This window comes from Fluviicola sp., from assembly GCF_030151805.1.
Lineage (GTDB): Bacteria > Bacteroidota > Bacteroidia > Flavobacteriales_D > Crocinitomicaceae > Fluviicola.
This window is the reverse complement of the sequence record NZ_JASLCN010000287.1, coordinates 1-2,647: the sequence shown is the minus strand read 5'-3', so window position 1 is coordinate 2,647 and position 2,647 is coordinate 1. Positions and strand designations below refer to the sequence as shown.

Below are 2,647 nucleotides of genomic sequence, written 5' to 3'. Positions count from 1 at the left end.
CTAATGGAGGAGAATCAAATTCTGAAGTTTCGTGCTCTAAGTCCGCATCATCTTCATCCCATTCCATCCCTTCAACGTTTTCATTTACCGCAATCTGTTCGTTATCCACTTCGGTAATCTTGTTACTAACTGATTGTGGTTCTGTCTTCTGTGACTGCTCTTCTTGCTGGTAATGTTTTAGCAGCGTGGCATACAACCAGCCGTCCTTTACATCTTTCAAGCGGTTCGCAATAGTCATTTCAGGATTTTTGCGATATTCTTTGGATTTAGCGACACTATGAGCGAGTGTACTAGCACCCACAACGCGCAAAAGCCCAGATTCATCACCCATGTAATGTCCTGCCCCCATCAATGCAATGGCAGCAGCCGGAGCAATTTTCCCCAACGAAGCGCTTAATGCAGTTCCCAAACCAACTCCGGCAATATCGGCAACCAGTTTCAACAAGGTATTTTGGACATTGTTTTTGGTTTGTCGTTCATTGAATCCGGCAAGCAATTGTTTGATGGATGAAGAACCTGGTTCTTTCAGCTTCTCTGCTTTTTTCTTCTTTTTCTTCTTGTCTTTCTTCGGAATCTCATCTGCGTAGAACTCGTCGTCGTCCAACAACTCTATCCGTTCTATTTTTCCCATTGTTTTCATCTTTTTTCTTTTTGTGTTCTTAATCAGGAATAATCCTGGCTTTCATGCACAAAAGTTAAGACGACTACAACCGATGGGGTAGATTTGGGTATTCCCAGGTTGATGAAAAAAATGAATTTTAGCCTTTTTGCTGGCTATTTAGAAGTGTTTTGATATCCTTATCAATTAAGTCAAGGATGGGTTTATGGGGTAAAGCTTCAAAAAATGGGCGGATCAAAAGCAGGTTTTGAATCATTTTCGAAGGGCTGGAATGATCAATGGGTCGTTTTAGCTTTTTGTAAATATCGGAATTGGCGATATCATTTACCGGAAGCCCTAACAATTGATGTAACAGCATGGCGCAATCCGTAATATTCGCCCCTGCTCTTGGACGAACCCCTGAAGCAGTAAGCAAGTAATGAAAAACCAACGTTTGTTGAGAACGGGTAAATCCAAATTTTGGTTCAGGAATGGAAGATTTTGAAATGATCGTTTGCTCTTTTTCATCCAGTTCTGCGGTAAATAGGATCAACGCCTGATGATAAGCCAATAGTTCGAACAGGTCCTCAGCTGTCATGTTCATCACTTTTCGTTCATCTGATATAATTTCGGTAAGCGTATGATTTGAACTCAATAAATTCCTGTAATATACCGGAAGTGCATTGTAAGCGCGAGGACTTCCCGATGTCAATGCCAGTATCGCTGTTTCAAGATCCTGATGGTTTTGCTCCTTATGTGCTTCGAATTGCATGTTAAACTGCTCAAATGTCCATGTACTGAACAATTGCAGATGATAATTATGTAATCTCTTTAGGGATTGAAACAAATGGGATAATTCCGGAATTTGTCCTTTTTGATGTTCAATGGAATCACGCGTAAACCGGAGGGGATTTTCTATTCTATTGGGTCCCTTCAATAATTCCGAAAAGGTAGATTGGAATTGTTGTAAATAGAATGAGGTTCTTTGTTCGATCTGGTCGGAAGGAGGATGGTTTTCCATGAAAGTTTGATTATATCTTAAGTAACGAAATAATCGCTCATAAATTACAAGGAAATCCATTTTAGGCCATTTTCCTTTATTTTCTTAAAACACTATTGTAATTATCTGTAATTGCCTGTTTTTATCTGTTATTATTGATTACACCAATTTCAGATTTAGTAATAAAGAGATTATCAGGAGATATTATTTCGGTAGCTTCACATCACCGAACAAAATCTCATGTAATTGATTCGGCTCAATTTCCAATGCCAACGCGATCAAATGAACTTCTTTTCCACGAATCTCAGAATTTTCATTCTCAACAAGATTATACATCCTATTAGGAGTAATGCCTGTCTTTCTGGAAAGTTCAGCCCTGTTAATTAATTTCTTTGCAAAGTATAAACCCAACGTAGTCATATCGGTCATTTTCTTCAGTAAAAATAGGTCTTCGTTGATCCATTCGAATAAAAACAATATTCATTTAGGTATTTAATAGAATTATTCATAATATTGTTGAGAAATTCAATAAAATAATTGATTAAATCATTTAGAGATGTCTTTCACAATTTGATTGTTTAACTTCGTAAGTATATAGTAAGAAAAAGAGATACTTCCGATTAATATTTTCAGAGTAGCGTTAGCTATTAGATCTTGTCTTCGAAAATCGCCAAATTAAGACGCACAAGAACTGATAGACTAACCACTCCCAGGAAACGGGCGTGGTTGTCTTTGGTTTATTGTGCGTAAGGCGTTTGGCGATGCCTCGAAGACAGTAAGCTGAGCACCACGCCTGCTTGTTTTATCAACCTCCCTGTTTTGGTGCTGAACGGGAACTAAACCTTCTCCAAATGGAAACACTACCACACGCACCAATAGAAGCACAAAAGACATTCGTCTGCAACAGAGAAATCGTAACAAACCTTATCAAGCAGGATTTGATTAATTGGAAAATGATCAACTTGCTCCAAAACATGCAGGTTCGCGCCGATGATTATCAGTTGGATATCGGATCAATCATTTTTGAAATGATGAACCTGGAGGATAAG

At 38.4% G+C, this 2,647-nt stretch carries 4 protein-coding genes; 1 reads left to right on the top strand and 3 read right to left on the bottom strand.

Features of this window, described 5'->3' with window-relative positions; all coding sequences use genetic code 11:
• The 3 genes from Q1V93_RS11035 to Q1V93_RS11025 all read right to left on the bottom strand — a co-directional run.
• Window positions 1-640, bottom strand: a 640-nt coding sequence (locus Q1V93_RS11035; protein ID WP_300664657.1) for a hypothetical protein, incomplete at its 3' end; no start/stop codon positions are given.
• Between the two features lie 118 nt (window positions 641-758).
• Window positions 759-1,619, bottom strand: a complete 861-nt coding sequence (locus tag Q1V93_RS11030) for a hypothetical protein (RefSeq protein ID WP_300664655.1) — start codon at window positions 1,617-1,619, stop codon at window positions 759-761.
• A gap of 183 nt (window positions 1,620-1,802) precedes the next feature.
• Entirely contained in the window at window positions 1,803-2,018 is a 216-nt protein-coding gene (locus Q1V93_RS11025) for a helix-turn-helix transcriptional regulator (RefSeq protein ID WP_300664659.1), read from the bottom strand.
• 431 nt (window positions 2,019-2,449) lie between these two features.
• On the opposite strand from Q1V93_RS11025, the gene Q1V93_RS11020 reads away from it, so the two are divergent.
• The coding region (locus Q1V93_RS11020; protein WP_300664653.1) for a hypothetical protein at window positions 2,450-2,647 on the top strand (198 nt) is incomplete at its 3' end.